Origin of the sequence: Variovorax sp. YR566 (genome assembly GCF_051992195.1) — a bacterium.
Lineage (GTDB): Bacteria > Pseudomonadota > Gammaproteobacteria > Burkholderiales > Burkholderiaceae_C > Variovorax.
In genome coordinates this window covers 551,904-575,359 of record NZ_CP197092.1, presented here as the reverse complement: position 1 = coordinate 575,359, position 23,456 = coordinate 551,904, and the positions used below count along the sequence as shown (strand labels likewise).

General features: G+C 68.3%; 24 protein-coding genes. 7 read left to right on the top strand and 17 right to left on the bottom strand.

Going from position 1 to position 23,456, the window contains the following annotated elements:
• Position 1 precedes the first annotated feature (1 nt).
• From mreD to ACTG4X_RS02755, 3 genes are all read right to left on the bottom strand, one after another.
• Complete coding sequence (mreD, locus tag ACTG4X_RS02765) at positions 2-523, bottom strand: rod shape-determining protein MreD (RefSeq protein WP_093053544.1); 522 nt, start codon at positions 521-523, stop codon at positions 2-4.
• The gene (gene mreC, locus ACTG4X_RS02760; RefSeq protein ID WP_097200598.1) at positions 520-1,482 is read right to left on the bottom strand and encodes a rod shape-determining protein MreC; all 963 of its coding nucleotides are present in this window, start codon (positions 1,480-1,482) and stop codon (positions 520-522) included. The genes mreD and mreC overlap by 4 nt, the downstream gene beginning before the upstream one ends.
• Before the next feature lie 86 nt (positions 1,483-1,568).
• Positions 1,569-2,612 (bottom strand): rod shape-determining protein, encoded by a 1,044-nt coding sequence (locus ACTG4X_RS02755; protein WP_007833435.1) that lies wholly within the window; start codon positions 2,610-2,612, stop codon positions 1,569-1,571.
• 215 nt (positions 2,613-2,827) lie between these two features.
• On the opposite strand from ACTG4X_RS02755, the gene gatC reads away from it, so the two are divergent.
• Genes gatC through gatB form a run of 3 tightly spaced genes read left to right on the top strand, consistent with a single transcriptional unit; the run spans position 2,828 to position 6,109 of the window.
• Complete coding sequence (gene gatC / locus ACTG4X_RS02750) at positions 2,828-3,127, top strand: Asp-tRNA(Asn)/Glu-tRNA(Gln) amidotransferase subunit GatC (RefSeq protein ID WP_093053537.1); 300 nt, start codon at positions 2,828-2,830, stop codon at positions 3,125-3,127.
• Positions 3,127-4,617, top strand: coding sequence for an Asp-tRNA(Asn)/Glu-tRNA(Gln) amidotransferase subunit GatA (gatA, locus tag ACTG4X_RS02745; protein WP_440533175.1), 1,491 nt, complete (start codon positions 3,127-3,129; stop codon positions 4,615-4,617). Before gatC ends, gatA begins: the two co-directional genes overlap by 1 nt.
• Position 4,618: 1 nt before the next feature.
• The gene (gatB, locus tag ACTG4X_RS02740; protein ID WP_440533174.1) at positions 4,619-6,109 is read left to right on the top strand and encodes an Asp-tRNA(Asn)/Glu-tRNA(Gln) amidotransferase subunit GatB; all 1,491 of its coding nucleotides are present in this window, start codon (positions 4,619-4,621) and stop codon (positions 6,107-6,109) included.
• Between the two features lie 43 nt (positions 6,110-6,152).
• Here gatB and ACTG4X_RS02735 read toward each other — a convergent pair whose 3' ends face one another.
• Both ACTG4X_RS02735 and pyrE read right to left on the bottom strand, forming a co-directional pair.
• Positions 6,153-6,848 (bottom strand): DUF4124 domain-containing protein, encoded by a 696-nt coding sequence (locus ACTG4X_RS02735; protein ID WP_177192769.1) that lies wholly within the window; start codon positions 6,846-6,848, stop codon positions 6,153-6,155.
• 13 nt (positions 6,849-6,861) lie between these two features.
• The gene (pyrE, locus tag ACTG4X_RS02730; RefSeq protein WP_093053529.1) at positions 6,862-7,548 is read right to left on the bottom strand and encodes an orotate phosphoribosyltransferase; all 687 of its coding nucleotides are present in this window, start codon (positions 7,546-7,548) and stop codon (positions 6,862-6,864) included.
• 12 nt (positions 7,549-7,560) lie between these two features.
• Between pyrE and ACTG4X_RS02725 the strand changes: the two genes are divergently transcribed.
• Positions 7,561-8,364 carry an exodeoxyribonuclease III gene (locus ACTG4X_RS02725; protein WP_097200601.1) on the top strand — a complete coding sequence of 268 codons (804 nt, stop codon included), beginning with the start codon at positions 7,561-7,563 and terminating at the stop codon, positions 8,362-8,364.
• Between the two features lie 8 nt (positions 8,365-8,372).
• Here ACTG4X_RS02725 and ACTG4X_RS02720 read toward each other — a convergent pair whose 3' ends face one another.
• Genes ACTG4X_RS02720 through ACTG4X_RS02675 form a run of 10 tightly spaced genes read right to left on the bottom strand, consistent with a single transcriptional unit; the run spans position 8,373 to position 18,403 of the window.
• Positions 8,373-9,890 (bottom strand): amidohydrolase family protein, encoded by a 1,518-nt coding sequence (locus tag ACTG4X_RS02720; RefSeq protein WP_440533173.1) that lies wholly within the window; start codon positions 9,888-9,890, stop codon positions 8,373-8,375.
• Between the two features lie 28 nt (positions 9,891-9,918).
• Positions 9,919-10,974 (bottom strand): ABC transporter substrate-binding protein, encoded by a 1,056-nt coding sequence (locus ACTG4X_RS02715; protein ID WP_097200602.1) that lies wholly within the window; start codon positions 10,972-10,974, stop codon positions 9,919-9,921.
• Positions 10,975-10,995: 21 nt separating this feature from the next.
• The gene (locus tag ACTG4X_RS02710; protein WP_093054233.1) at positions 10,996-11,409 is read right to left on the bottom strand and encodes a DUF3830 family protein; all 414 of its coding nucleotides are present in this window, start codon (positions 11,407-11,409) and stop codon (positions 10,996-10,998) included.
• 5 nt (positions 11,410-11,414) lie between these two features.
• Positions 11,415-12,191: an ABC transporter permease gene (locus ACTG4X_RS02705; RefSeq protein ID WP_097200603.1), complete on the bottom strand. Its 777-nt coding sequence runs from the start codon at positions 12,189-12,191 to the stop codon at positions 11,415-11,417.
• Positions 12,188-13,078: an ABC transporter ATP-binding protein gene (locus ACTG4X_RS02700; RefSeq protein WP_097200604.1), complete on the bottom strand. Its 891-nt coding sequence runs from the start codon at positions 13,076-13,078 to the stop codon at positions 12,188-12,190. Before ACTG4X_RS02700 ends, ACTG4X_RS02705 begins: the two co-directional genes overlap by 4 nt.
• An 8-nt stretch (positions 13,079-13,086) precedes the next feature.
• The gene (locus tag ACTG4X_RS02695) at positions 13,087-14,232 is read right to left on the bottom strand and encodes a ring-opening amidohydrolase (protein WP_097200605.1); all 1,146 of its coding nucleotides are present in this window, start codon (positions 14,230-14,232) and stop codon (positions 13,087-13,089) included.
• Positions 14,229-15,698, bottom strand: coding sequence for an allantoinase AllB (gene allB, locus ACTG4X_RS02690; protein ID WP_440533172.1), 1,470 nt, complete (start codon positions 15,696-15,698; stop codon positions 14,229-14,231). The genes ACTG4X_RS02695 and allB overlap by 4 nt, the downstream gene beginning before the upstream one ends.
• A 10-nt stretch (positions 15,699-15,708) precedes the next feature.
• On the bottom strand, positions 15,709-16,500 hold the full coding sequence (locus ACTG4X_RS02685; protein WP_097200607.1) for an SDR family NAD(P)-dependent oxidoreductase: 792 nt from the start codon (positions 16,498-16,500) through the stop codon (positions 15,709-15,711).
• Between the two features lie 14 nt (positions 16,501-16,514).
• On the bottom strand, positions 16,515-17,570 hold the full coding sequence (locus tag ACTG4X_RS02680; protein WP_097200608.1) for an ABC transporter substrate-binding protein: 1,056 nt from the start codon (positions 17,568-17,570) through the stop codon (positions 16,515-16,517).
• Between the two features lie 11 nt (positions 17,571-17,581).
• Positions 17,582-18,403, bottom strand: coding sequence for a cysteine hydrolase family protein (locus ACTG4X_RS02675; RefSeq protein WP_097200609.1), 822 nt, complete (start codon positions 18,401-18,403; stop codon positions 17,582-17,584).
• A gap of 128 nt (positions 18,404-18,531) precedes the next feature.
• Here ACTG4X_RS02675 and ACTG4X_RS02670 point away from each other — a divergent pair, with 128 nt between their 5' ends.
• The gene (locus tag ACTG4X_RS02670) at positions 18,532-19,437 is read left to right on the top strand and encodes a LysR family transcriptional regulator (RefSeq protein WP_097200610.1); all 906 of its coding nucleotides are present in this window, start codon (positions 18,532-18,534) and stop codon (positions 19,435-19,437) included.
• Here the strand turns inward: ACTG4X_RS02670 and ACTG4X_RS02665 are convergent.
• Complete coding sequence (locus ACTG4X_RS02665; RefSeq protein WP_097200611.1) at positions 19,434-20,342, bottom strand: LysR family transcriptional regulator; 909 nt, start codon at positions 20,340-20,342, stop codon at positions 19,434-19,436. The two genes, ACTG4X_RS02670 and ACTG4X_RS02665, sit on opposite strands and share 4 nt — an antisense overlap.
• A 102-nt stretch (positions 20,343-20,444) precedes the next feature.
• Between ACTG4X_RS02665 and ACTG4X_RS02660 the strand changes: the two genes are divergently transcribed.
• Positions 20,445-21,683, top strand: coding sequence for a flavin-dependent oxidoreductase (locus tag ACTG4X_RS02660; protein WP_097200612.1), 1,239 nt, complete (start codon positions 20,445-20,447; stop codon positions 21,681-21,683).
• A gap of 31 nt (positions 21,684-21,714) precedes the next feature.
• The gene (locus ACTG4X_RS02655; RefSeq protein ID WP_097200613.1) at positions 21,715-22,689 is read left to right on the top strand and encodes a tripartite tricarboxylate transporter substrate binding protein; all 975 of its coding nucleotides are present in this window, start codon (positions 21,715-21,717) and stop codon (positions 22,687-22,689) included.
• 13 nt (positions 22,690-22,702) lie between these two features.
• Here ACTG4X_RS02655 and ACTG4X_RS02650 read toward each other — a convergent pair whose 3' ends face one another.
• Positions 22,703-23,446 carry a GntR family transcriptional regulator gene (locus ACTG4X_RS02650; RefSeq protein WP_176928762.1) on the bottom strand — a complete coding sequence of 248 codons (744 nt, stop codon included), beginning with the start codon at positions 23,444-23,446 and terminating at the stop codon, positions 22,703-22,705.
• Positions 23,447-23,456 lie beyond the last annotated feature (10 nt).

Genomic DNA, 23,456 nt, shown 5'->3' with positions numbered 1-23,456 from the left:
CTTAGAGGGGGCGGTTCTCGTCCGGTTCCGGGGTGCGGCGCTGGGGCGCGAGCAACAACGCCGTGACCAGCGGCCACAGCGCAGCCTCGATGGCGGGCGAGATCAGCACGGTCCACCCCGGGAACACGCCGCCGCCGATCATCCGCGTGACGACCTCGATCAGCTGCGACAGCGCAAAGAGCGGCAGCACCTGCAGCGCCTGCGACAGCACCGGATACCAGAGCAGGCGCCGGTGGATGGTGATCGCGAAGAAGCCCAGCGTGGTGTAGGACAGCGCATGCTGGCCCAGCATCGACGACTGGTGCACGTCCATGCACAAGCCGAACACGAAGGCCGCGCCGATGCCCACGCGCGCGGGCTGGTGCACGCCCCAGAACACGATCACCAGCGCCAGCAGGTCGGGCATCCAGACCGCGCGGCCGATGGGGATCATGTTGATGAGCAGCGCCACCACGAGGCTGCTCCACATGAAGAGCGGGCTGACGGGCAGCAGGAGCTGCTGCTGGCCTGGACGCTTGATCATGGGCGCGCTCCCGCTGGCTTCTTTTCGTTCTTGCCCGCGCCGGGCTTGCCTTCAGGCCGCTTGCGCTGGGTGGCGGCGGGCGCGGCAGGCGGCGGCGCGGCCGGCGTGCCGGTGGGCTCGAGCACCAGCACATAGCGCGCGGCCGTCACATGGGCCAGCGGCATGCAGTAGATGCGGGCGAAGGCCGAGTCGGCACGCCGCTCGATGCGCTCGATCTTCGCCACCGGCAGGCCGGCGGGGTAGATGCCGTCGACGCCGCTGGTGGAGAGCAGGTCGCCCTCCTGCAGGTCGGCATTGGCGGCCATGAAGCGCAGCTCCAGCCCGCCGCCGTGGGCCGAGGCGTCGCCGAAGGCCACGCTGCGCACGCCGGTGCGGGTGTTCTGCACGGGAATGGAAAGATCGCGGTCGATCACCAGCGTGACCTCGCTCGTGAAGGGCAGCACCTGCGTGACCTGGCCGAGCACGCCGCGCGCGTCGATCACCGGCGAGCCGGGCGCCACGCCCTGGGTCAGGCCCTGGTCGATGACGATCTTGCGGGTGTAGGGGTCGGCCGCGTCGTAGAGCACCTCGGCCGCGCGGCCCGGCGTGGCCGTGGTCTGGCGCAGTTCGAGCAGCTCGCGCAGGCGGGCGTTGTCCTGCAGCAGCGTGTCGGCCTGGGCGGCGCGTTCGGCCTGCATCATCAGCGCCTTGCGGGCGTCTTCCTCGTTGCGCTGCGCGGTCTTCAGGTCTTCGAGGTAGCGCCCGCCGCCCAGCACGGCCTGCACCGGCTTCAGCGCCACCCATTGCACCGGGTAGAGCACCGCGCCGATGGCCGCGCGGATCGGCTGCACGATGTGAAAGCGCGCATCGGCCACCATGAGGAACAGGGACAGCGCGCCGAAGAAGATCAGCTTGCTGAGCGCCGACTGCCCCTGGTTGAACAGGGGTGGCGCTGTGCGATCGAGCGTGCCCAGAGGCATGAATTCAGACCCGGCGGTGGTGCGGAATCAAATAACAAAAAGCCGGCCTGCGCAAGCAGAGGCCGGCCGATGATGGCTTTCGCCTTTTACTCGCTCGTGAAGATGCTGCCGAGACGGTCCATGCGCTCCAGCGCAATGCCGCAGCCGCGCACCACGCAGGTCAGCGGGTCTTCGGCCACCAGCACCGGCAGGCCGGTTTCCTCGGCCAGCAGGCGGTCGAGGTCGCGCAGCAGCGCGCCGCCGCCGGTCAGCATCATGCCGCGCTCGGCGATGTCGGCGCCCAGCTCGGGCGGCGTCTGTTCCAGCGCGTTCTTCACGGCCGAGACGATGTTGTTGAGCGGATCGGTCAGGGCTTCCAGCACTTCGTTGCTGCTGATGGTGAAGCTGCGCGGCACGCCTTCGGAAAGGTTGCGGCCCTTGACTTCCATTTCCTTGACTTCGGAGCCCGGGAAGGCCGAGCCGATGTTCTTCTTGATGACTTCGGCCGTCGGCTCGCCGATCAGCATGCCGTAGTTGCGGCGGATGTAGTTGATGATGGCTTCGTCGAAGCGGTCGCCGCCGACGCGCACCGAGCCCTTGTAGACCATGCCGCCCAGGCTGATGACGCCCACTTCGGTGGTACCGCCGCCGATGTCCACCACCATCGAGCCCGAGGCTTCGCTGACGGGCAGGCCCGCGCCGATGGCCGCGGCCATGGGTTCTTCGATGAGGTAGACGGAGGTGGCGCCGGCTGCTTCGGCCGCGTCCTTGATGGCGCGGCGCTCGACCTGGGTGGAGCCGCAGGGCACGCAGATGATGATGCGCGGGCTCGGCGTGAGCAGCGTGCGCGGGTGCACCATCTTGATGAACTGCTTGATCATCTGCTCGGTGATCACGAAGTCGGCAATGACGCCGTCCTTCATCGGGCGGATCGCCTCGATGTTGCCGGGCACCTTGCCCAGCATGGCCTTGGCCTCGCGGCCGACGGCCTGGATCACCTTCTTGCCGTGGGGGCCACCTTCGTGGCGAATGGCGACAACCGAGGGCTCGTCCAGCACGATGCCCTTGTTACGGGCAAATATCAGGGTGTTGGCGGTGCCGAGGTCGATCGCAAGGTCGGTGGAAAAGTACCGACGGAAAGCTCCAAACATGTGCGGAATTCCTCTGAGTACGGCCTGCGCATCGGCAGGTCGTCACTCTATTTTTGGGTCGTTTGACGGGGTGAATTGATCGTTTTTGGCGCAAAAGCCGGCGCGTTCGCGGGGGTTGCGGCAAAGGCGGGATAATACCCGAATCCCCTCTGATTCCTGTATTAGCACCCGCTTCGGCGTGCGATTACCTTCGCTTTTTTGGGCCGTTCCGACCTATGTCACTCTCCGCTTCCGATATTGAGCGCATTGCCTCTCTGGCGAGGCTGCAGCTTGCCTCCGATGAAAGCGAGCGCATGCTCAGCCAGATCAACGGCTTTTTCGATTTAGTCGAACGTATGCGTTCCGTGGACACCACGGGCGTCGAACCGCTGGCCCATCCGGTGGCCGCACTCGAAGACATCACGCTGCGCCTGCGCGACGACGTGGTGAGCGAACCCAATAACCGCGAAGCCAACCAGAAGAGCGCCCCGGCCGTCGAAGCCGGCCTGTTTCTCGTGCCGAAGGTGATCGAATAATGAGCAGCGGTGAATTGCACCAGATGAGCGTGGTCGCGCTGGCCAAGGCGCTGGCCGAGCGCAAGGTCTCGGCCGTCGAGGCCTCGCAGGTTTTTCTCGGCCGCATGAAGGCGCACGAGTCGCTCGGCACCTTCGTCGACGTCAATGAAGAAGTCACGCTGGCCCAGGCCCGCGCCGCCGACGCGCTGATCGCCACCGGCAACGCACCGGCGCTGGCCGGCGTGCCGATCGCGCACAAGGACATCTTCGTCACCGCCGATTTCGCCACCACCGCCGGCTCGAAGATGCTCGCGGGCTACCGCTCGCCCTTCGACGCCACTGTGGTCAGGCGCCTGGCCGAAGCCGGGGCGGTCACGCTCGGCAAGCTGAGCTGCGACGAGTTCGCCATGGGCTCCGCCAACGAGAACATCGCCGTGCCCGCCGTGGGCCACGACAAGGCCGTGCCCGTGCAGAACCCCTGGAACCGCGAGCGCATTCCGGGCGGCTCGTCCGGCGCCAGCGCGGCTGCAGTCGCGGCACGCCTGGCTCCCGCAGCCACCGGCACCGACACCGGCGGCTCGATCCGCCAGCCCGCGTCGTTCTGCGGCGTGACCGGCATCAAGCCCACCTACGGCCGTGCCTCGCGCTACGGCATGGTGGCCTTTGCGTCGAGCCTCGACCAGGCCGGCCCGATGGCCCACTCGGCCGAAGACTGCGCGCTGCTGCTGTCGGCCTTTTGCGGCCCCGACCTCGATCGCGATTCGACCTCGCTCGACAAGCCCGCCGAGAACTTCGGCCGCTCGCTGAACGACTCGCTTGAAGGCCTGCGCATCGGCGTGCCGAAGGAGTTCTTCGGCGAAGGCGTGGCGCCTGGCGTGCGCGCGGCCATCGACGCGGCACTCGCGCAGTACGAAAAGCTCGGCGCCAGGCGCGTCGAGGTGACGCTGCCGCGCACCGAGCTGTCGATTCCCGTGTACTACATCATTGCCGCGGCCGAGGCCTCGAGCAACCTGAGCCGCTTCGACGGCGTGAAGTTCGGGCACCGCGCGAAGCAGTACAAGGACCTGTCCGACATGTACGAGAAGACGCGCGCCGAAGGCTTCGGCGATGAAGTCAAGCGCCGCATCATGATCGGCACCTACGTGCTCTCGCACGGCTACTACGACGCCTACTACCTGCAGGCGCAGAAGGTGCGCCGCATGATCGCCGACGACTTCCAGCAGGCCTTCAAGCAGTGCGACGTGATCGCCGGCCCCGCTGCGCCCACCACCGCATGGAAGCTCGGCGAACACGGCGACGACCCCGTGGCCGACTACCTCGCCGACATCTTCACGCTGCCCGCCTCGCTGGCCGGCCTGCCCGGCATGAGCGTGCCCGCGGGCTTCGACGGCGGCATGCCCGTGGGCCTGCAGCTGATCGGCAACTACTTCGGCGAAGCGAAGCTGCTGAACGCAGCGCACCGCTTCCAGCAGGCCACCGACTGGCACGCACGCACGCCGGAGGGCTTTTGAGATGAGCGAGACCGTGAACACATTCGAAGCACAACAACAGGGCCGCCCGACCGGCCCACTGGTGCGCGGCTATGAAGTCATCATCGGCTTCGAGACGCACGCGCAGCTGTCGACCGCGAGCAAGATCTTCAGCCGCGCTTCCACCGCCTTCGGCGCCGAGCCCAACACGCAGGCCTGTGCGGTCGACCTGGCACTGCCCGGCACGCTGCCCGTGATGAACAAGGGCGCCGTCGAGCGCGCCATCAAGCTCGGCCTCGCGCTGGGCTCGCACATCGCGCCGCGCAGCGTGTTCGCGCGCAAGAACTACTTCTACCCCGACCTGCCCAAGGGCTACCAGATCAGCCAGTTCGAGATCCCGGTCGTGCAGGGCGGCTCGGTCTCGTTCTTCCTCGGCGAAGAACAGAAGACTGTGCGCCTCGTGCGCGCCCACCTCGAGGAAGACGCGGGCAAGTCGCTGCACGAGGACTTCATCGGCCAGAGCGGCATCGACCTGAACCGCGCCGGCACGCCGCTGCTGGAGATCGTGACCGAGCCCGACATGCGCTCCACCGCCGAGGCCGTGGCCTACGCGAAGGAGCTGCACAAGATCGTCACGTGGATCGGCATCTGCGACGGCAACATGCAGGAAGGCAGCTTCCGCTGCGACGCCAACGTGTCGGTGCGCAAGCCCGGCGACAAGCTCGGCACGCGCCGCGAGATCAAGAACCTGAACAGCTTCAAGTTCATGCAGCAGGCGATCGACTACGAGATCCGCTGGCAGATCGAAGAGATCGAGGACGGCCGCGAGATCGAACAGGCCACCGTGCTGTTCGACCCCGACACAGGCGAGACGCGCGCGATGCGTGCCAAGGAAGACTCGGCCGACTACCGTTACTTCCCTGACCCCGACCTGCCCCCGCTGGTCATCGCCGTCGACTGGATCGAGCGCGTGAAGGCCACCATGCCCGAACTGCCGCGCGCGATGGCCGAGCGCTACGTGCGCGACCACGGCCTGTCGGAATACGACGCGGCGCAGCTCACGCAGAGCGCGGCGCTCGCCGCCTACTTCGACGAAGCCGTGAACGCGGGCGCCACGCCCAAGCTCGCCAGCAACTGGATCACCGGCGAAATGGCGCGCCGCCTGAACGCCGCCGAGATCGGCATCGAGGCCGCACCAGTGAAGGCACAGCAACTGGCACAGCTGGTGAAGCGCATCGCAGACGGCACGCTGCCGAACAACGCCGCGCGCCAGGTGTTCGAAGCCCTGTGGACCGGCGAAGGCAGCGATGTCGACGCGATCATCGAGGCGAAAGACCTAAAGCCGATGAACGACACCGGCGCGCTCGACAAGATCCTCGACGAAGTGATCGCGAAGAACGCCAAGAACGTCGAGGAATACCGCGGCGGCAAGGAGAAGGCGCTCAACGCCCTCGTGGGCCAGGTCATGAAGGCCAGCGGCGGCAAGGCCAATCCGGCGCAGGTCACCGAGCTGCTGAAAGCCAAGCTGGGCTGATGGCAAGAAACCGGGGCCTTGGTGCAAGGTCCCGGCAGGTTCATCAACGGGGATTGCCGCCGTTCTGCGGCGACCAGAGCGTCTTCAGACGCGTGCGCTCTTCGTCGAAGCGCGCATTCACCCGCTTCTTCTCTTCTTCCTGCTCCGCAATGAAGCGGTTCTGCACCGCCACGCTCTGCGTGTTGTCTTCGAGCTTGCGGCGCACAGCGCCCGGCGCCTTGGTGGTGTCCTGCTTGTAGAACTCCATCTCCTCGTCGATCTTCTTGCGGTCTTCGCTCAGCTCGGCAATGCGCTTGCGCGCCGCCTGGGTCACTGCATCGATTTGCGCCAGCGCCTCGCTGCGCTCGCGGTCGTGCGTGGCGAGGTTGGGGTAGCGCACCAGCAGCGCACGTTCGCGGCGCCGCTCGTCGGTCAGGCGCGCGGTCTGGATGGCGGCTTCGCGGGCGCGGTCTTCGCGCTCCTGCAGCTCGCGCGCGGTGTAGGTGGGCTCGACTTTGCGGCGCACCGAGCCGCTCGGATTCAACTCGCGCTGCTCGCGGTCGGTGCACTCGGCAATCGGCCGGTCGGCCGTCAGCGTGCGGCCGCGGGCATCGGTGCAGGTATAGATGCCGGGGGAGGCGCCTTCCACTTTCTGCGGTTGCGCTTGCAAGGCGCCGCAGAACGAAGAAACCGCCAGGAAGAAAGAAGCCGACGCCAGCAGGCGGATCGGCTTGCCGTGATCGTCGCGTGCGTCGTGCATGGGCGCCCTTGCCTCAGCTGGTGGCGCCGTAGCGCGTGCGGTAGGCCAGCACGCGCTCGCGGTGCGCGCCCAGGTCGGCGGCGGCGTTGCCCGAGAGGTAGCTCAGCAGGTCGTCCAGCGTGGCGATGGCAATCACCGACAGGCCGAGCTGGTTGCGCACGTACTGCACGGCGCTGTGGTTTACGTCGACACCGTTCTCGGTGGCCTTTTCCTGACGGTCGAGCGCGATGGCCACTGCATGCGGCGTGGCGCCCGCTGCCTGGATCGCCGCGATCGACTCGCGCACCGCGGTGCCGGCCGACATCACGTCGTCGACGATCAGCACGCGGCCTTTGAGCGGTGCGCCCACCAGGTTGCCGCCTTCGCCGTGTGCCTTGGCTTCCTTGCGGTTGTAGGCAAAGGGGTAGTTGCGCCCGCGCCGGGCCAACTCGGCGGCCACCGTGGCGCCCAGCGGAATGCCCTTGTAGGCGGGGCCGAAGATCATGTCGAATTCGAGCCCGCTTTCGATCAGCCGGTCTGCATAGAATCCGGCGAGCCGGGCGATCTTGCCGCCGTCGTCGAAGAGCCCCGAATTGAAGAAATAGGGGCTCATCCGACCGGCCTTGGTCTTGAATTCGCCAAAGCGCAGCACGCCGGCATCCAACGCAAACTGGACGAAGTCCTGTGCGACCGCGCTGCTTTTCTCACCATCTACAGCCATCGGGAATTCCTTGTGTTCAAACTGACCAGTCTCAATCTCAATGGCCTGCGTTCGGCCGCTACCAAAGGCGTGGCCGACTGGGTGGCCGAACTTGCGCCGGATTGTATTTGCATGCAGGAGATCCGCGTCCAGGCCAGCGACATCGAAGGCCGGTTCGAGGAAATGGCCGGCCTCAAGGGCCATTTCCACTTCGCCGAGAAAAAAGGCTACGCCGGCACCGCTATCTACACCAAGCACAAGCCAAGCCAGGTCGTGGTGGGCTGGGGCGACGCCGAGTTCGACGCCGAGGGCCGCTACCTCGAACTGCGCTTCGACACGCCCAAGCGCAAGTTCTCGGTCATCAGCTGCTACTTCCCGAGCGGCAGCTCGGGCGAGGAGCGGCAGGAGGCCAAGTTCCGCTTCCTGAAAGGCTTTTTCCCGCACCTGGTGGCACTGAAGAACGAGCGCGAGTTCGTGCTGTGCGGCGACATCAACATCGCCCACAAGGAGATCGACCTGAAGAACTGGCGCGGCAACCAGAAGAACAGCGGCTTCCTGCCCGAAGAACGCGCCTGGATGACGAAGCTGCTCGACGCCGGTGCCGAGGGCGCCGGCCTGGTCGACGTGTACCGCATGCTCAAGCCCGACACCACCGGCGATGCCTACACATGGTGGAGCAACCGCGGCCAGGCCTATGCGAACAACGTGGGGTGGCGGCTCGACTACCACCTGGCCACGCCGAAGACCGCCGAGCTGGCGCGCACCGAGCAGATCTACAAGACCGTGAAGTTCTCGGACCACGCGCCGATCACGGTGGACTACGACTTCAAGCTGTAAGGCGCGGCCTAGCCGCAGCAGCCACCCATCCGCCCGCGCCGATAGAACGGCCCGAGGTCCTCGGCCAGCGCCTTGACGATCCCGCGCCACGACAGGGCGCCAGCAGCATCCGCCGCCAGTGCGCCGCGCATGCGTGCCAGCAGTTCGGCGCGCAGCGCGGGCTCGTCGATGCCCTGCACACGGCCCGCATCGACCACCACGCGCCCGCCGACCAGCACCTTGGCGATGTGGCTGCCGTTGCCGCGCGCCAACAGCAGGTCGAGCGGATCCGTCTCGGCGAAGAGCGCGTCGTCGTCGAGCGCATCCCAGTCCAGCAACACCAAGTCGGCCGCGGCGCCGGGCACGATGCTGCCGCCGCCAGCCGGCCCGCCGCGCACGCTGCGCGGACCGTTGCGCGCGGCAAAGGCCCAGAACTGGTCGCGCGTCATCGTGGTGTCGTAGCCCCAGCCGCGGTGCAGCGAGTACGCCAGCCGCATCTCGCGCAGCGCGTCGTCGTCTTCGTCGAAGGCCATGCCGTCCAGGCCCATGGCCACGCGGCATCCGTGCCGCAGCATCTCGGGCACCGGCGCAATGCCCGACTTGAGCCCCAGGTTGGAGCTGGTGTTGACCGCGATCGTCGCGCCGCGCTCGGCAATCAGCGCCAGTTCCTCGGGCCGCGCCCAGGCGCAGTGCGCGAGCGTGAGGCGCGGGCCCAGCAGCCCGATGTCGTCGAGAAAACGGACGATGCCGCCGGGGTGGTTGGCATCGGCCCAGTCGCGCTGATAGCGCGTTTCGAGCAGGTGCATGTGAACCGGCCGGCCCGTGTCGGCCGATGCCTGCGCAATTGCCTCGAGCAGCGGCGTGCTGCACCACTGCACCGCCGTCGGGCCGTACTGGACGGTCGCGTGGCCGCCATGGCCGTCCTCTTCCACCATGCGCGCGACCTCGTCGACCAGCGCAAGCTGCTGCGCGGGCGCCACCGGCTTCACCGCCAGCCGTTCGGCCACTGCATGGCGGATGCCGGGGCGCAGCGCCGCCAGAACGCTCGCGTCGTCGCAGTAGGCAATGCCGTGGCGGTCGCGCATGGCAATGGCGAAGCCGATGCGCACGCCGACGTCGCGCGCCGCGCGCGCCACCGCCCTAGCCTCGTCGACATAGGCCATGCCGCCCTGCACGCGCGTGTAGTGGACCATCAGGTTCGCCACGCCATGCCGCACCGAACGCGCGAACGAGGTCGCGGCGCAAAGGTACGGGTCCATGCCCGGCACCACGCCCAGGAACGGCAGCCAGCCTTCGAGCGGCTGGCCGAAGGCGCCCAGCGTGGCGCTGCGGAAGGTGCGCGCATGATCGTGCGCGTTGGTCAGCGCCGGCAGCGCGAGCAGGCGCGGCGTGCCCGTGCCGGCGACGGCCTCTTCCGCCAGCGGCGCGATCGACCGGATGCAGCCGTCCTCCAGCCCGATGCGCACATCCGATTGCGCAAGCTGCGCGCCGGGATCAGCCAGCAGCCAGGCGCAGTCGAGCGGGCCTTCGTGCATGCGAGCGGACATGGCGTTTCCTTCGTCGTCGGTCAATCGTTCAGGGCGCAGCGATCTTGCGCTCCGCCAGCGGCGGCAGGAAGCGCCGGTCGAAGACCTCGCCTGCGGTCGGTGCATTCGCCAGTTCGAACGCTTCCTTCACCTGCCCGATGGCACGCGTCATGCGCGCGTCGTTCACGTCACCGATACCGCCGGTGCCAACCTCGGGCGTCAGCATCACGGTGCGAAGCATGTAGAGCAGGCGCCGCTTCTCCAGCGCCTGGTTGAGCAGCGGCTCGCGCTTCATCAGCGCGGCAATGGCCGCGTCGGGGTCGGTCACGGTGTCGCGCACCGCCTTGTTGACGGCACGCACCAGCCCGGCCACAGCCTGCGGCTTGTCCCTGAGCAACTGGCGGGACACCAGCACGCCGTTGCCGTACAGGTCGACGCCGTGGTCGCCGTAGTGGAACCAGCGAATGTCCTTGTCCGGGTCCACGCCCTGCGCCACCAGGTTCATGTAGCTGGTCACCGAGAACACGGCCGAGCCCTCGACGTGGTCCTTCAGCAGCATCTGCTCCTGCAGGTTGGGTGCCATGCTGGTCCACTTGACCTTGCCCGCGTCCACGCCGTTGCGGGCCGCCATCAGCGGGAACATGCGTTGCGCGGCGCCGCCGGCCGGCGAGCCCAGCGTGCGGCCCTCAAGGTCCTTGAGGGTCCTGATGGGGCTGCCCGCCTTCACGATGAGCGCGAACGGCGCGCGGTTGTAGACCATGTAGACCATCACGGGCGCGGCGCCGGGCTTGGCGGCCGCGTTCTGGATGACCGCATTCACGTCGCCGAAACCCGCGTCGTAGGCCCCGGCCATCACCTTGGTCACGGCCGCCGCCGAGCCGTCGCCCTGGTCGATCGTCACCGCGAGCTTTTCCGCGGCGAAGTAGCCCCGGTCTTCGGCGAGGTAGTACCAGGCATGGATGCCCTGCAACTTCCAGTCGAGGACGAACTTGATGGGCGTGAGCTGCTGGGCGCGTGCTTCGCGCACCGGAAGCGCCGCGAGCGATGCGCCCAATGCGACGGACACCGCGACGACCGCTGCGCGGCGGGATACTGGAAAGGACATGCGAGGCTCCCGTGGGTTGAATCAGATGGCTTCGAAGAGAACGTCCTGCGCGCCTTCCCACAGCACCCTGGTGCCGAGCGTGCGCAACTGCTCCCGCCCTTCGACGATGGTGAGGAAGTGGTTGCCCGCAAGCGTGCCCATCTTGCTGGCGAAGCTGCAGGCGCCGTAGGCCAGGATGATCTCGGTCTCGCTGTAGCCGCCGGGGTAGAACAGGATGTCGCCCACCGACGGATGGCTGGTGTGGTTCTCGAAGCCCACGCCCAGCTGGAAGTCGCCCAGCGGCACCCAGCAGCCTTCGCCGCTCCAGCGCACGTGAATGAGCTTCTGCCGGTAAGGCAGCAGCCGGCGAAAGGCCGCGACGGTGAGCGGCGCGTCGGGGTGCGTCTGCGCCACGAAGCGCAGGCCGCCGGCGGTGATACGGACGAGATCGCTCATGTCGTTCATGCCATTGCCATGTCGGTCTTGCGCTGGGCCCAGCCCGTCATGCGCCGCTCGACCAGCGACGAGACGGCATACAGCGCCACCCCCATCGCCGCAAGCAGGAAGAGCCCGGCGAACACCATCGGCACATCGAAGTTGCCGCTGGCGATCATCATCACCGTGCCGATGCCCTGGTTGGACGCGACCGTCTCGCTCAGCACGGTGCCCACGAAGGCCAGCGTGATCGCGATCTTGAGCGAGGCGAACAGGTAGGGCAGCGCACGCGGCAGGCCCACGTTCCAGAGAATGTCACGCTTCCTCGCGCCGAGCACGCGCAGCACGTCCTCCAGCTCGGGCTCGGTGCTCGCGAGGCCGGTGGCCACGTTGACCACCACCGGAAAGATGCTGATCACCATCGAGGTCAGGATCGCCGGCACCGTGCCCGCGCCGAACCACACCACGAACAGCGGCACCACCGCCACCTTCGGAATGCTGGAGAACCCCACCAGCAGCGGATAGGTCACGTCGTAGGCCAGCTTCGACGAACCGATCACCATGCCGATGACGATGCCCGCTCCCACGCCCAGCACGAAGCCGGCGAGCGTGGTGTAGAGCGTCTGCACGGTGTGCGGCCACAGCAGCGGCATCTTCTGGATCAACACCGCCGCGATCTGGCTCGGGCGCGGCAGGATCAGGTCGGACACGCCGAAGGCCAGGCACACCACCTCCCAGAGCACGAAGAAGCCGACGAGCGCGCCCGCGGAAAGCAGGCGTTGCCGTGCGAGCGGCGCGATCATGCGGCCACCTCTTCGAGCACATTCCCGGGCGGCACCGGCATCGGTACTGGCACCGCATCGCTTTCGCGGCGCGCCTGCGCGATGCGCATGCGCAGCTGCTGCACCAGCGCCGCGAACTCGGGCGCATAGCTGCTCTCCAGCGTGCGCGGCCGCGCGAAGCCCACGTCGCGCGTTTCGAGAATGCGCCCCGGCCGCGCGCTCATCACGCAGATGCGGTTGGCCAGGTAGGCCGACTCGCGCAGGTCGTGCGTCACCAGCAGCACGGTCGGGCGCTTGGCGATCCACAGCGTCTGCATGATGTCCCACAGCTCCTCGCGCGTGAACTGGTCGAGTGCGCCGAAGGGCTCGTCGAGCAGCAGCAGTTCGGGCTCGTGCACGAGCGCACGGCACAGCGAGGCGCGCTGCAGCATGCCGCCCGACAGCTGCCACGGCCGCTTGTCGCCGAAGCCCCTGAGCCCCACCTGCGCCAGCAGCGCATCGGCGCGCTCGGCGTATTCGCCGCGCTTCTTGCTGCGGTAGTGCTGCCGGAAGGGCTCGACGATCTTGAGCGGGATCATCACGTTCTCGCGGATCGTGAGCCACGGCAGCATGGTCGGGTTCTGGAAGGCGAGGCCGATGCGAAGGCGCGGCGCCGCCGACGCATGCGCACCCGCCGGGGCCAGCGTGCCGGCCGCGCCCACCTCGCGCCCGCCGGCAATCACCGCGCCCGCACTCGGCCTCAGCAGGCCGGCCACCAGCTTCAGGATGGTTGACTTGCCGCAGCCGCTCGGGCCCACCAGGGCAACGAAGTCGCCCTTCTCGATGTCCAGCGTCGTATGGTCCAGCGCGATGGTGCCGCCGCCATAGCGCAGCATCACGTCGGACAGTTGGATGAATGCGTTGCCCATGAGGTCCTTCAGGAAAATGTGGAGTCCGTGTCGTCCACCCGCAGGATCGCGGCCACCGGGCCGCCGCCCGCGGGCCCCTGGTGCTCGGCGCCGCCCGACACGTACAGCGCCGTATGGCCGGCCACCGAGGCCAGCACACCGCCCACCACGGCACGCGCATGGCGCGTCGAGTGAATGTCGGAGTCGTTGAGCATGGTGTGGCGCGTGTCGCGCACGCGGCCGTCGGGGCTGGCCTCGGCCTTCGCGAGCAGGTTCACGAGCCGCGCCGACAAAGCCTGCGCATCGCGCTCCGGGTCGAGCCCGAAGGCATCGCGCAGCAAGGCGCGCACGCTCGCGGCGTCGATCGCATCGCGCATCACCGCATGGGCGATGCGGAACGCCGACGCGCTGCCTTGCGCCTCGCCGAGCACGATGACGACGTTGTCTTCCAGCTCGATGCCGGCCGAGGCCGATGCGCGCGCGGAGAACAGCCGCCAATCGCTCATCACGCTGGCATCGCAGACCTCTTCGCGCGCGACTTCGCCAAGCGCGACCGCCACACCGAGCGCCGATGCGCCGCGCGAATAGCCCATCGACTCATAGCTGTCGTGGGTCACGGGTGCGGCGCCGCGTGCCAGCGCGGCGGAGACCTTGGCCGCGGTAAGCAACGGGCACTTGACCTGCACGAAGTGCACGTCGTCCGCGCTCTCGATGCCCGCATCGCGCATGGCCTCGGCCACGGCTTCGGCCGTGGCGTCGACCTGTGCGGTGCGGCCCAATTCCTCCGGCAGGAAGGCGCGCGTGTGCGCGACGCCGACCACGAGGCGCTTGCCCGGGCCAGCCGGCGCTTCGGCCACCCAGCGCCGCGTGAACACCGTGAAATGCGGCGACAGCACGCCCTCGGTGCCGCCCGACATCACCAGCGCCACGCGGGCATGCACCGCGTCGGGCGTGCAACCCAGCGCGGGCGCCAGCAGATGGCACCAGGCACTGGATGCGTACTCGCGCGTGAAGTCGTTGACGCAGCCGTTGCCTTCGGTCTTTCCCATCACGGCCACGATGTCGGCCGCGACGATCTCGCCCGCATCGATCAGCGCCCTGGCGCCGCTCAGGTCGCCCGGCCCGCTGCACGGGATGCGCCATACCTGCACCTGCTGCACGCGGCCCGCGTTCATGCGGCGCTCCAATCCACCGCACCCACCGGCACGGCCGTCGCAGGCACGCCGGCCGGCGTCTGCAGGATCGCGCTGCTGTAGTGCTCGGTGTTGCGCGGCTTCGGAGTGGGCATCTTCTGCACACCCTTCACCGTGCGCCCCCAGCCGACCGCGTCGCTCACCAGCTTGCCTTCGCGCATCACGAAGCGCCCGCGCAGCAGCGTGTGCAGCGGATAGCCCTTCACCGCGCGGCCGTTCCACGGCGATATCTTGCTGATGCTCTGCAGCCGGCTCTGCGACAGCGTGCCGGCGCGCTGCATGTCGACGATCGCGATGTCGGCGTGCGCACCCGGCGCGATCACGCCCTTGGTGCCATACAGGCCCCAGGCCCTGGCCGGGTTCACCGCGCTCCAGCGCACGTAGTCCATCAGCGTGGCGCGCTCGCGGTTCACCTCGGTCAGCATCAGCGGCATCTGCGTCTCCACGCCCGGAAAGCCGCAGTCGCAGTCCCAGATGCTCTCGCGGGTCTTCTCTTCGGGGGTGTGCGGCGCGTGGTCGGTCGCGATCATGTCGAGCGTGCCGTCGAGCAGCGCGTCCCACAACGGCTGGTTGTGGCGCGCCTCGCGGATCGGCGGGTTGAGCCGCATCACGCCGCCGAGCTTCAGCATGTGGCTGGTGTTCAGCAGCAGGTACTGCGGGCAGGTCTCGGCCGTCACGTCGACGCCGCGGCGCTTGGCTTCGCGCAGCAGGAAGAGCGAATCGGCCGCGCTGTGGTGCGCGATGTGCACGCGCGCGCCAGTCCACTCGGCCAGCGTGAGCACGCGGCCGATGGCCTCGATCTCGGCCACGGCCGGTCGCGCGGCCAGGTGCGCCATCGCGTCGATGCGGCCGGCGGCCTGCATCTGCTTCTGGCGGCGCTGCAGGATCGAGGAGTTCTCCGCATGCACCACGGTGCGGATGCCCAGCGGGGCGAGCTTCTCGAAGCCCTCGAGCAGCGCACCATCGGTAGGCGCGGGCAGGTTGCCAAAGGTGTTGCCGACGAAGGCCTTGAAGCTGGTGACGCCGGCGTCGAGCAGTTCTTCGAGCCGGTCGACCGTGTCGTCGCCCAGCAGGCCGTGGATGCCGAAGTCGCAATACGACGACTGGGCCGCCTTCTGCTTCAGGCGCAAGGCCTCGACGGTGCCCGTCGCCGGGTTGGTGTTGGGCATCTCGAACACGGTGGTCACGCCGCCCATGGCGGCGGCGGCCGAGCCGGTCTTCCAGGTTTCCTTGTTCGGGTACCCCGGGTCGCGGAAATGCACGTGGCTGTCGATGGCGCCCGGCAGCAGGAACAGCCCGTCGGCGCGCATCTCCTTGCGCGCCGGCGGCATGGTGTCGTCATGGCCGACGGCCACGATGTGCTCGCCCGCGATGGCCACGCTGGCTTCGATGATCTGGTCCGCAGACACGACGCGCGCGCCGCGAATGACGAGGTCGACTTCTTTCATGCCGGCCTCCTCAGAGCATGGCCCAGCCGCCGTCGACGGGCAGGTCGACACCGGTGATCTGACGGGACACATCGCTCGCCATGAAGAGGCAGGCGTTGGCGACGTCGGCATCGGTGGAGACGCGGCGCAGCGCATAGTCGGCCGCGTGCCGCGTCATCGCTTCTTCCAGCGTGATGCCGAGCTTGTCGGCCATGTTGGCGCACACCTTCTCGCGAAAGCGCGGGCCGTCGACCATGCCAGGCGCCACGCAATTCACGTTGATGCCGTACGGCCCGGCCTCCAGGGCAAAGCTCTTGGTGATGCCGCGCAGGCCCCACTTCGATGCCGAGTAGGCCATGCGGCCGGCGCGCCCGCGCATGCCGAAGGTGCCGCCGACGTTCACCACCTTGCCGCTCCTGCGCTCGATCATCGACGGCAGCACGGCGCGCATGGTGTTGAAGCAGCCTGTCATGTTGAGTTGCACGATCTCGTGGAATTCCTCGCTCGTGGTTTCCCAGCCGGTCTTGCCGATCGGGCCCGAGCCGCCCGCCACGTTGACCAGCACGTCGATGCGGCCGAAGGCCTCCAGCGCATGCGCGGCCAGTGCCTCGGTCTGCGCGCCCACGGTCAGGTCGCAGGGCACGACGACCGCATCGACGCCGAGCACGCGCGCCTCTTCGGCCACAGGCTCGATGGCACCGGTGTCGCGCCCGGCCAGCACCAGCTTCGCGCCTTCCCGGGCAAAGGCCAGCGTCACGGCGCGTCCCATGCCCTTGGCCGGGCCGGTGATGAGCGCCACCTTGTCTCTCAGTTGCAGTTCCATGTCGTTTCTCGCTTTCAGTTCAAAGTCTTGGAGGGGCGCTCGGCGCGCGCGGGCAGGAAGCTGCGGTCGAACACTTCGGCGGGCGCCGGTGTGCGCGGCAGCTGGTTGGCGTCCACCACGATGTCGATGGATTTCTTCAGCCGCGCGTCGTCCACGTCGCCCAGGCCGATGCGGGCCACCTCCGGGTGGCTCATGTCGTTGCGCAGCGTGGCGAGCAGCTTTTCCTTCTCGACCTCGCGCTTGAGCAGCGGCTCGCGCTTCATGACGTGGTCGATGCCCATGTCCGGGTCGGCAATGACTTCCTTCACCGCGCGGTTCAGCGCCTTCACGAAGCCTTGCACCGCCTTGGGGTTGTCCCGGGCGAAGACGCGCGAGAAGAACACGGCGTTCGAATACAGGTCCATGCCGTGGTCGCCGTAGCGGATGAAGCGCAGGTCCTTCGCCGGATCGAGCCCCATCGCCTTCGCGCTGAAGCTCACGGTGGTGACGTAGCCGAAGGCGGCGTCGATCTGCCCGCGCGTGAGCATCTGCTCGCGCAGGTTGGGCGCCATGTTGGTGATGCTTACCTTCGACGCATCGACCTTCGCGATCCTGGCGAAGGCCGGGAACAGCTTCAGCGCGCCGTCGTTGGCGGGGCCGCCGATGGTCTTGCCTTCGAGGTCCTTGGGCGTCTTGATGGGGCTGCCCTGCTTCACCACCAGCGTGAAGGGCGGCGTGTTGTAGAGCATGTAGACCGCCACCGGCGCATCGGCCGGGCGTTTCGATGCCAGGTCGACCAGTGCGTTCAGGTCGCCGAAGCCGGCCTGGTAGGCGCCCGCCGCCACCTTCGGGATCGAGGCCGCGGAGCCCTCGCCCTGGTCGATCTCGACGTCGAGGCCCTCGGCCTTGAAGTAGCCCTTGTCCTGGGCGACGAAGAACCAGGCCTGCGGGCCTTCGTACTTCCAGTTGAGCACGAGCTTGACGGGCACCTGCGCGGCGGCGGAAACGGCCGCCAGGGCCAGGCCGGCGGCAGCGCCCAGCGAAGCGAGCGAACGCACGAGGCGCGAGTTGGCGAAGAAGGACAGCGGCATGCGAAGGACTCCTAGCGTTTCTTGGAGAGTGAGGAAAGCGAAGCGAGCAGCGACTCGGCGGTCGCAACGAAACCGTGCAGCTGCTGCACGATGAAATGAATGCCGCGCGTCACGTAGGCCGGCGACGGAGTGCCGCACGCGTCCTTCAGCAACACGCAGTCGTAGCCGAGGAAGTTCGCGTCCTGCAGCGTCGAGAACACGCAGCGGTCGGTGTTGATGCCGGCGAACAGCAGCGTCGTGATGCCCTGCTGGCGCAAGACGCTGTCGAGCTCGTTGTCCCAGAAGCCGCTGAGGCGGTGCTTGTGCACTGTGATGTCGCCAGGCACGACGGCGAGCTCGTCGATCACCTGCGCACCCCACTCGCCCTGCACCAGCGACGGGCCGTGGTCGATGGGCGAATGCTCCGCGTAGCCGACGCCGTCTGCGCTGCGCTTGCCCTTGAATTGCACCGTGGGCGACAGGTTGAGGCGGTCCGCGCGGATGCCCCAGTTGAGCCACACCACGCCGCCGCCGGCCGTGCGCCACGCCGGCAGCAGCCGCGCGATGGTCGGGATGGGCTTGCGCGCCGCGCGAATGCCGATGCCCTTCTGCGCGAACCAGCCCTCGGGATGGCAGAAGTCGTTCTGCATGTCGATCACGACGAGCGCGCTGCGCGCCAGGTCGAACTCGATCGGCTGCGGCTCGGCGGGCATCTGCACGGGCCGCGGCCGCTTCGGGGAGCGCACGAGGCTGACCCGGCCGCCGGCGAGTGTCCAGGCGTTGTGGGGCGCCGGGCCGAAGCTGACGGGCGGTTGCGCCGCATTGGTGCGCGAGGGTGCAGATCGGCGTGTCATGCGAGATCGGCACGCAGTCGCCGTGCCAGCAGGTGCTCCGAATCCATACCGATTCACGTACTGCCCGTTGCCGTTGCGGCAACGGTAAAAGCGGCACTCCTGGCGCGCTTCGTGCAATCGCTGCGGGCATGAACCACCTTCGCTTCCTGCGCTATGCAGACGAGGTCGCCCGGGCCGGCTCGATCCGCCAGGCGGCCGAGCGGCTCCATGTCGCGCCCTCCGCCGTCAACCGCCGCATCCAGGACCTGGAGGACGAACTGGGCACGCCGCTCTTCGAGCGTTTGCCGCGCGGCATGCGCCTGACCGCCGCGGGCGAACTGTTCGTGCGCTACATCCGCGGCCGCTCTTCGGAGCTGGAGCGGGTGCGCTCCGAAATAGAAGACCTGCAGGGCCTGCGCCGGGGCGCTGTCCGGCTGGTGGCCAGCCAGGCGCTCGCGCCGCGCTTCCTGCCGGCGGCCGTGAATGACTTCGCTGCGGAGCACCCGCTGGTGGCTTTCGATGCACGCATCGGCGACCACGTGCAGGCCGCCGACGCGCTGCGCAGCTTCGAAAGCGATCTCGCGCTGGTGTTCAACCTGGCACCGGAATCCGACATCGAGCGCGTGTGCGCGGTCGAGCAGAAGCTCATGGCCATCATGCACAAGCGCCATCCGCTGGCGAAGGCCAAGACCTTGCGCCTGAGCGATTGCGCCGACTACCCGGTGGTGCTGCCGAACCGCGACACCGGCGGGCGCCAGATGCTGGAGCGCTTTCTCGCCCGCAGTTCCACGCGGATCAGGGCCATGGTGGAGAGCAACAGCTTCGAGTTTCTGCGCGGCTGCCTCTACGACGGGCGCTCGATCTCGTTCCAGATGGCCATCGGCGCGGCGGCCGAAGCCCCCGACATCGTGGCGCGGGACATCGAGGACCGCGGCTTTCCGCGCGGCGAACTGGTGCTGGCCAGCCTGCGCGGCCGGCAGTTGCCGGTGATCGCCTATGCCTTCGCGGAGTTCCTGCGCAAGCGGCTCGCCGGGGCGCCCTCGGACACCCGCTAGCGCGACAGCGCGGGCAGCGCCTTCTCCAGCGTGGCGACGAAGGCCCGCATGGCTTCGGTCTCGTGCGCGCCGCGCTTGGTGATGCGGAAGAAGTCAAGCCCCACCTTCGGCTTGGTCAGCACGTCGGTGCGCACGCGGTGCCGGCGGCAGGCGGCCAGCGCAAAGGTCGGCATCACGGCAGTGCCGAAGCCGGCCTCCACCATCGAGATCAGCGTGCCGAAGAAGTTGAACGCGGGCCGCTGCGCGTCGGCGCGGCCGATGGTGGCCAGATGCTGGTCGATCACCTTCTGGATCGGGTTGCCGGGCGGCAGGCCGAGGAGTTCGGCGCTGCGCAACGCGGACCATGGCGCGATGCCGATGGCCGGCGGCTCTTCTTCATCACCATCGCAAGGCGTCACCCGCATCAGGTGAAAGCGCCCCACCGGCGTGCGCTCCAGCCCCGCCGCGGCCTTGAAGAAAAAGCCCAGGCCCACATCGGCATCGCCGGCCGCCACCATCGCCTCCACGTCGCGCAGGTCGGCGTCGAACAGGCGCAGGCTCACCTGCGGATGCGCGGCGCGGAAGGTGGTGAACACCCGCGGCAGCAGGTGCGAAGACACCAGAGGCGTGGCCGCAATGCGCAGCGTCTGGCGTGCGGCGTCGCCCTCGGCGCCCAGCTCGGCCGCCACGTCGTCGAGGTCGGTCACCAGCCGTTCGACCACCGGCAGCAGTCGCCTACCCGCCGGCGTGAGGCTCACGACGCGCGTGGTGCGGTCGAACAGCCGGCAGCCCAGCTGCTTTTCCATCTCGCGGATCAGGATGCTGAGCCCCGCCTGCGTGATGTGCGCCTGCTCGGCCGCGCGTGTGAAGTTGCCCATGCGCGCGACCTGCAGGAATGCGCGCATCTGGCGGGTCGAGAGGTTCATAAGGATTCATGATAAATCCATATCACATCTAAATTTCCCAAATGACCAGCTTGCGTTCCTAATGCGGCCCGAGACAAAACCGAACGCAACGACCGACCATTCATGAGCAACGAAGTCATCATCCTGGGCGCCGGCATCGGCGGCCTGACCCTGGCGCTGAGCCTGCACCAGGCCGGCATTCCCTGCCGCGTGTACGAGGCCGTGCCCGAGCTGAAGCCGCTGGGCGTGGGCATCAACCTGCTGCCGCATGCGGTGCGCGAGCTCACCGAACTCGGGCTGCTGGACGCCCTCGACAAGGTCGGCGTGCGCACGCAGGAGGCCGTGTTCTTCACCGAGCACGGCCAGTTGATCTTCCGCGAGGCCGCCGGCCAACACGCGGGCTACGACTGGCCCCAGTTCTCCATTCACCGCGGCGACCTGCAGACGGTGCTGTACGAAGAGACGCTGAAGCGCCTCGGCCCCGACAGCGTGGTGTGCAACCGCCGCTGCACGGGCGTGACGCAGGACGCCGGGGGCGTCACCGTGCACTTTGCCGATGCGCCTTCGGTGCGCGGCGCAATCGCGGTCGGCTGCGACGGCATCCACTCGGCGCTGCGCAAGCAGCTGTACCCGGATGAAGGCGCACCGCGCTATTCGGGCGTGAACATGTGGCGCGGCACCGCGCGCTGGAAGCCCTTTCTCACGGGCGGCAGCATGGTGCGCGCGGGCTGGCTCGCGGTCGGCAAGATGGTGATCTACCCGATCCGCAACGACATCGACGCCGACGGCAATCAGCTCGTGAACTGGGTCGCCGAGATCCACGCGCCACAGCCCGCCCTGCGCGACTGGAGCCGCGCGGGCCGGCTCGAAGACTTCCTGCCGGCGTTTGCCGACTGGCATTTCGACTGGCTCGACGTGCCCGCGCTGATCCTCGCATCGGACACCATCCTCGAGTACCCGATGGTCGACCAGGACCCGCTGCCGCGCTGGACGCACGGCCGCCTCACGCTGCTGGGCGACGCGGCGCATCCCATGGTGCCGCGCGGCTCCAACGGTGCCGGGCAGGCGATCATCGATGCGCGCTTCCTGGCCGGTGCGCTGAAGGACCTGGGCGTAGGCACCGCCGCGCTGGAGGACTACGACCGCGTGCGCGTGAAGGCCACCACGAACGTGGTGCTGACCAACCGCAGCAACCCGCCCGACGCGATCCTGCGCGAAGTGTTCGAGCGCTCGGGCGGCAAGCGCTTCCAGAACATCGAGGACGTCGTGCCCGTCGCCGAGCTGCAGGCCATCTCGGACAACTACAAACGCGTGGCCGGCTACGACCCGGTGGCGCTGAAGGCGCGCGCCTCCTACCTTTGAGCATCACTGGAAAGAACACGGAGACACGACCATGCATTCGCTGATCGAGAAAACCAAGAAGACCCTCGCCGCCCTGCTTCTCGCGACGGGCGCCACCGCTGCCTGTGCCTGGCCCGACCAGCCGATCACGCTGGTGGTGCCCTACACGCCCGGCACCGGCATCGACCTGGTGGCACGCCAGCTCTCTGCCCGCCTGCCCGCCCTGCTGGGCCAGCCGGTGATCGTGGAAAACGTGGCCGGCGCCAGCGGCAACATCGGCAGCGAGCGCGTGGCTCGCGCCAAGCCCGACGGCTACACGCTGATGGTGCAGGTCAACACGCTGGTGATGAACCGCAGCCTCTACCGCTCGCTGAGCTACGACCCGGTGGCCGACTTCGCGCCGGTGTCGCTCACCTCGTGGGGCACGCTGCTGCTGGTGACGAACCCGAACGTGCAGAAGGCGACGACGGTGTCGCAGATGGTGAGCGCGGCCAAGGCGGCGCCCGGCAAGCTGACCTACGCCACGCCGGGCGTCGGCACGCCGCATCACCTGTCGATGGCGCTGTTCATGCAGGGCACGGGCACCGAGATGCTGCACGTGCCGTACAAGGGCACGGCCGGCGCGGTGACCGACCTGCTGGGCGGGCGCATCGACTACATGTTCCTGCCGGTGCACGTGGCGCTGCAGCACATCCAGGTCGGCAAGCTCAAGGCCATTGCCACCGGCAGCGGCAAGCGCCTGCCCCAACTGCCTGACGTGCCGACGCTGGCCGAAGCCGGCGTGACCGCCGACAACGTCGACATGTGGTACGGCGTGCTCGCGCCCAAGGGCACGCCGCCTGACGTGGTGGCGCGACTCAACAAGGAGATCGCGGCGGTGCTGAAGCAACCCGAGGTGGCGAAGTCTTTCGAGTCGCAGGGCATGGTGCCGGCAAGCTCGACGCCGGCCGAATTCGGCACGCTGATGAAGAAGGATGCCGATCGATGGGCTGCCGTGGTCAAGCGCGGCAACATCACCGCGGACTGAGGCAGCAGCAGGCTCAGCGCGGCGCCGAGGCCTTCCCCGCGTGCCGCGCCAGATGCACCTGGTGCAGCGTGATCTTGCGCACCTCGGCCTGGCTGGTCTCGATGTGCGCGCGCAGCAGCATCGCGGCCTGGTCGCCGCGATTGGCACGCACGGCCTTCAGGATCTTCGCGTGCTCGTCGTAGGTGGCATCGATGCGCGGCTGCTTGGTGAAGTCGAGCCGGCGGATGATGCGGATGCGGTCGGTCACGTCGCCGTGCACGCGCGCCATCTCGGCGTTGCCGGCGGCCGCCACGAGCGAGCAGTGAAAGGCCTCGTCCCACTGCGCCACCTGCGCCATGTCGCTGCTGCGCTGCGCCGCGGGCACCAGCCAGATGCCGGCCAGCGTATCGAGCAGGCCGCGGTCGATGTGGCGGTCGGTCTCGCACAGCCGGTGCACGGCGGTGGTCTCCAGCACCATGCGCAGGTCGTAGAGCTGCTCGAACTGGTCGAAGTCGAAGGGCAGCACGCGCCAGCCGCTGCGGAACAGCACTTCGACGAAGCCTTCCTGCTGCAGCCGGAACAGCGCCTGCCGCACCGGCGTGCGCGACACGCCGAGCCGGTCGCTGATCTCGCTCTCGGTGAAGCGGTCGCCGGGCACGAGGATGAAGTCGGCCACGTCGCGCTTGAGCTGCGCGTAGACCTCGTCGGCCCGCGTGCGGAAAACGGCCGTATCGGTGGCGGTAACGGGAGATTCGGGGCGGGTTCGAACGGTAGACACGTGTGGAATG

Excerpts from the sequence above, each read along its gene's own strand:
- mreD (WP_093053544.1), bottom strand. The coding sequence starts at position 523 with ATGATCAAGCGTCCAGGCCAGCAGCAGCTCCTGCTGCCCGTCAGCCCG.
- mreC (WP_097200598.1), bottom strand. The coding sequence starts at position 1,482 with ATGCCTCTGGGCACGCTCGATCGCACAGCGCCACCCCTGTTCAACCAG.
- ACTG4X_RS02755 (WP_007833435.1), bottom strand. The coding sequence starts at position 2,612 with ATGTTTGGAGCTTTCCGTCGGTACTTTTCCACCGACCTTGCGATCGAC.
- gatC (WP_093053537.1), top strand. The coding sequence starts at position 2,828 with ATGTCACTCTCCGCTTCCGATATTGAGCGCATTGCCTCTCTGGCGAGG.
- gatA (WP_440533175.1), top strand. The coding sequence starts at position 3,127 with ATGAGCAGCGGTGAATTGCACCAGATGAGCGTGGTCGCGCTGGCCAAG.
- gatB (WP_440533174.1), top strand. The coding sequence starts at position 4,619 with ATGAGCGAGACCGTGAACACATTCGAAGCACAACAACAGGGCCGCCCG.
- ACTG4X_RS02735 (WP_177192769.1), bottom strand. The coding sequence starts at position 6,848 with ATGCACGACGCACGCGACGATCACGGCAAGCCGATCCGCCTGCTGGCG.
- pyrE (WP_093053529.1), bottom strand. The coding sequence starts at position 7,548 with ATGGCTGTAGATGGTGAGAAAAGCAGCGCGGTCGCACAGGACTTCGTC.
- ACTG4X_RS02720 (WP_440533173.1), bottom strand. The coding sequence starts at position 9,890 with ATGTCCGCTCGCATGCACGAAGGCCCGCTCGACTGCGCCTGGCTGCTG.
- ACTG4X_RS02715 (WP_097200602.1), bottom strand. The coding sequence starts at position 10,974 with ATGTCCTTTCCAGTATCCCGCCGCGCAGCGGTCGTCGCGGTGTCCGTC.
- ACTG4X_RS02710 (WP_093054233.1), bottom strand. The coding sequence starts at position 11,409 with ATGAGCGATCTCGTCCGTATCACCGCCGGCGGCCTGCGCTTCGTGGCG.
- ACTG4X_RS02705 (WP_097200603.1), bottom strand. The coding sequence starts at position 12,191 with ATGATCGCGCCGCTCGCACGGCAACGCCTGCTTTCCGCGGGCGCGCTC.
- ACTG4X_RS02700 (WP_097200604.1), bottom strand. The coding sequence starts at position 13,078 with ATGGGCAACGCATTCATCCAACTGTCCGACGTGATGCTGCGCTATGGC.
- ACTG4X_RS02695 (WP_097200605.1), bottom strand. The coding sequence starts at position 14,232 with ATGAACGCGGGCCGCGTGCAGCAGGTGCAGGTATGGCGCATCCCGTGC.
- allB (WP_440533172.1), bottom strand. The coding sequence starts at position 15,698 with ATGAAAGAAGTCGACCTCGTCATTCGCGGCGCGCGCGTCGTGTCTGCG.
- ACTG4X_RS02685 (WP_097200607.1), bottom strand. The coding sequence starts at position 16,500 with ATGGAACTGCAACTGAGAGACAAGGTGGCGCTCATCACCGGCCCGGCC.
- ACTG4X_RS02680 (WP_097200608.1), bottom strand. The coding sequence starts at position 17,570 with ATGCCGCTGTCCTTCTTCGCCAACTCGCGCCTCGTGCGTTCGCTCGCT.
- ACTG4X_RS02675 (WP_097200609.1), bottom strand. The coding sequence starts at position 18,403 with ATGACACGCCGATCTGCACCCTCGCGCACCAATGCGGCGCAACCGCCC.
- ACTG4X_RS02670 (WP_097200610.1), top strand. The coding sequence starts at position 18,532 with ATGAACCACCTTCGCTTCCTGCGCTATGCAGACGAGGTCGCCCGGGCC.
- ACTG4X_RS02665 (WP_097200611.1), bottom strand. The coding sequence starts at position 20,342 with ATGAACCTCTCGACCCGCCAGATGCGCGCATTCCTGCAGGTCGCGCGC.
- ACTG4X_RS02660 (WP_097200612.1), top strand. The coding sequence starts at position 20,445 with ATGAGCAACGAAGTCATCATCCTGGGCGCCGGCATCGGCGGCCTGACC.
- ACTG4X_RS02655 (WP_097200613.1), top strand. The coding sequence starts at position 21,715 with ATGCATTCGCTGATCGAGAAAACCAAGAAGACCCTCGCCGCCCTGCTT.